Genomic DNA, 3,805 nt, shown 5'->3' with positions numbered 1-3,805 from the left:
CATTAACACAATATAACACAACCGTGGGACACACGGGGATAGCTCGCTTATGCTTAGCACAGTAGTGTTATCGAACGAGAACCAAACTTGCCGAGGTTGGGAAGCCCCCACCTCTATAGGATGTCACTGAAAAAGTCCTTTTTACGTGTAAATCAATACAAAATAAAGTATGTTTGTTGATTTTACAATACTATATATTGCATGTAAAATTAGTTTTTCAGTGGCGTCCTATAGGTGGGGGAGGATGTCACCAAGCAGTTTCCCATCTACTTAAAAACATATATTCTGTATTCTAATTTCGTCTATCTGTCTGTCCACCCAACGAATTAAACGGCAAACATCCCATCAAATAGTCTCTTTTGTATAAAAAAATTAAAATTATCGTGAATGTTGCAAAAAAATACAGTCCATGATAAATTTTTGCAAAAAAATGACGGAAAAATATAGCATTTTTTATTTATTTGTGCTATACTCATATTGCGCGTGAGGAAAGCGCATAAAGTAATGTTGATAGTTAATTGAAGGAGGAACACAACAATGGCAAAATGGGTATATCTGTTTACAGAAGGCGATGCCACAATGAGAAATCTTCTTGGTGGTAAAGGAGCCAATCTGGCTGAGATGACAAATATTGGATTACCTGTACCACAGGGATTCACAATTACAACAGAGGCTTGTACTCAGTATTATGAAGATGGTCGTGAGATTAACGATGAGATTCAGGGACAGATTAATGAGTATATCGTAAAGATGGAAGAGATTACAGGAAAGAAATTCGGAGATAAAGAGAATCCGCTTCTTGTATCAGTTCGTTCAGGTGCCCGTGCTTCCATGCCAGGTATGATGGATACTATCCTTAACTTAGGTCTTAATGAGACAGTAGTTGAAACTATTGCCGCTAAATCCGGAAACCCACGTTGGGCTTGGGATTGCTACAGAAGATTTATTCAGATGTATTCTGATGTAGTTATGGAAGTTGGTAAAAAGTATTTTGAAGAATTAATCGATGAGATGAAAGCTAAAAAAGGTGTAAGTCAGGACGTTGATCTTACAGCAGAAGATTTAAAAGAGCTTGCATCTCAGTTTAAGGCTGAATATAAAGAGAAAATCGGCGAAGATTTCCCAGATGATCCTAAGAAACAGTTAATGGGAGCTATCAAAGCCGTATTCCGTTCATGGGATAACCCACGTGCTAATGTTTACCGTCGTGACAACGATATCCCTTATAGCTGGGGTACTGCTGTTAACGTACAGAGTATGGCATTTGGTAACATGGGAGATGACTGTGGTACTGGTGTTGCATTTACTCGTGATCCTGCTACAGGTGAGAAGAAGCTTATGGGAGAATTCCTTACAAACGCACAGGGAGAGGACGTAGTTGCCGGTGTTCGTACACCAATGCCAATCGCTCAGATGGAAGAGAAGTTCCCAGAAGCATTCGAGCAGTTCAAACAGGTTTGTAAAACTCTTGAAGATCACTACAGAGATATGCAGGACATGGAGTTCACTGTTGAGAATAAGAAGTTATACATGCTTCAGACACGTAATGGTAAGAGAACAGCACAGGCTGCTTTAAAGATTGCCTGTGATTTAGTAGATGAGGGAATGAGAACAGAAGAAGAGGCTGTTGCAATGATTGACCCTCGTAACCTTGATACATTATTACATCCACAGTTTGATGCTGCTGCATTAAAGGCTGCAACACCAATGGGTAAAGCACTTGGAGCTTCTCCTGGAGCTGCTTGTGGTAAGATTGTCTTCACTGCTGAAGATGCTAAAGCTTGGGCAGAGAGAGGGGAAAAAGTTGTTCTTGTTCGTCTTGAGACATCCCCAGAAGATATCGAAGGTATGAAGAGCGCTCAGGGTATCCTGACAGTTCGTGGTGGTATGACATCTCACGCAGCAGTAGTTGCTCGTGGTATGGGTACTTGTTGTGTATCCGGTTGTGGTGACATCGTAATGGATGAAGAGAACAAAAAATTCACATTAGCTGGAAAGGAATTCCACGAAGGAGATGCCATTTCTCTTGATGGTTCTACAGGTAACATCTATGATGGAATTATCCCTACAGTAGACGCTACAATCGCTGGTGAGTTCGGTCGTATCATGGCTTGGGCAGATAAATACAGAACAATGGGTGTTCGTACGAACGCTGATACACCTTCAGATGCTAAGAAGGCTCGTGAGCTTGGAGCAGAAGGTATCGGACTTTGCCGTACAGAGCATATGTTCTTCGAAGGTAACAGAATTGATGCATTCCGTGAAATGATCTGTTCTGATACAGTAGAAGAAAGAGAAGCTGCACTTGATAAGATTCTTCCATATCAGCAGGGAGACTTTGAGCAGTTATTTGAAGCTATGGAAGGTAATCCTGTAACAATTCGTTTCTTAGATCCACCACTGCATGAGTTCGTACCTCAGACAGAAGAAGATATTAAGAAACTTGCGGATGCACAGGGTAAATCAGTAGAAACTATTAAAGCTATTATTGAAAGCCTGAAAGAGTTCAACCCTATGATGGGACATCGTGGATGCCGTCTGACAGTAACATATCCAGAAATCGCTGTTATGCAGACAAAAGCAGTTATCCGTGCAGCATTAGCTGTACAGGCTAAACATGCTGACTGGACAATCGTTCCAGAAATCATGATTCCATTAGTAGGTGAAGAAAAAGAATTAAAATACGTTAAGAAGATCGTTGTTAAGACAGCAGACGAAGAAATCAAAGCTGCTGGTTCTGACATGAAATACGAAGTTGGTACTATGATTGAGATTCCTCGTGCAGCATTATTAGCTGACGAAATCGCTAAAGAAGCTGAGTTCTTCTGCTTCGGTACAAACGACTTAACACAGATGACATTCGGTTTCTCACGAGATGATGCTGGTAAGTTCTTAGACGCTTACTATGATGCTAAGATTTTCGAGAACGATCCATTTGCTAAACTTGACCAGAATGGTGTTGGTAAGTTAATGGATATGGCAGTTAAATTAGGAAAAGGTCAGAGACCAGAATTACACTGTGGTATCTGTGGAGAACATGGTGGAGATCCATCATCCGTAGAATTCTGTCATAGAATTGGATTAGATTACGTTTCCTGTTCACCATTCCGTGTACCTATCGCAAGATTAGCAGCAGCACAGGCAGCGATTGCGGAAAAGAGGAAATAGGAATAGACAATCATATATTTACCTCTGTACGCTAATGGTAACTAAAGCAGATGTGCAGGCCTTTATGGCTGAACGTTCAGAGTATACAAAAGCGAACAGATTTGAAGATATTGAAGTAAAAGTCTATATATAAAGTTCTGCGAGGGAAAGCAACATTGCTTTCCCTCGTTTCATGTTTGGGAATAAACCCTAATTATCAGGGTTTGTTCCTTTTTTTATTTTCATTATACGAGGAGGTTTATTATGAACAGGATAACATTAAATTTAGAAAACATAAAAACCTAGAGTTAAATCTATTTACATATTATATAAAATTTAACTCTGAAAAGATAAAATTAAGGAGAGATTGATTATGAAAGTATATGTAGTAGCAAATTTAAAAGGTGGCGTTGGAAAAACCACCACAACAGTAAACGTAGCTTATACATTTTCGGAAATGGGCGGAAGAGTATTAGTTATTGACCTGGATCCACAATGTAACTGTACAAGATTTTTTGCAAAGGTAAACGGATACAGTAAAACGGTAAGAGATGTTCTTGAGAATCCTAAAGGGATAAATAGTGCAGTCTATCGTACAAAATACCAGGATATAGATATTGTGAAAGGTTCTGTTAAGATCACAGAGCAAAAGACTCCA

The 3,805-nt window shown here is 39.6% G+C and carries 2 protein-coding genes; both read left to right on the top strand.

Annotated elements, in window-relative coordinates; translation table 11 throughout:
- Nucleotides 1-537: 537 nt before the first annotated feature.
- The gene (gene ppdK / locus EUBHAL_RS02220) at nt 538-3,168 is read left to right on the top strand and encodes a pyruvate, phosphate dikinase (RefSeq protein WP_005344362.1); all 2,631 of its coding nucleotides are present in this window, start codon (nt 538-540) and stop codon (nt 3,166-3,168) included.
- 352 nt (nt 3,169-3,520) lie between these two features.
- Nucleotides 3,521-3,805: ParA family protein (locus EUBHAL_RS02215; protein WP_005344361.1), on the top strand; the 285-nt coding region annotated here is incomplete at its 3' end.

This window comes from Anaerobutyricum hallii DSM 3353, from assembly GCF_000173975.1.
Lineage (GTDB): Bacteria > Bacillota > Clostridia > Lachnospirales > Lachnospiraceae > Anaerobutyricum > Anaerobutyricum hallii.
Note: the sequence above shows the minus strand (reverse complement) of the source record. Positions and strands in the feature narration are given on the sequence as shown.

Excerpts from the sequence above, each read along its gene's own strand:
- ppdK (WP_005344362.1), top strand. The coding sequence starts at position 538 with ATGGCAAAATGGGTATATCTGTTTACAGAAGGCGATGCCACAATGAGA.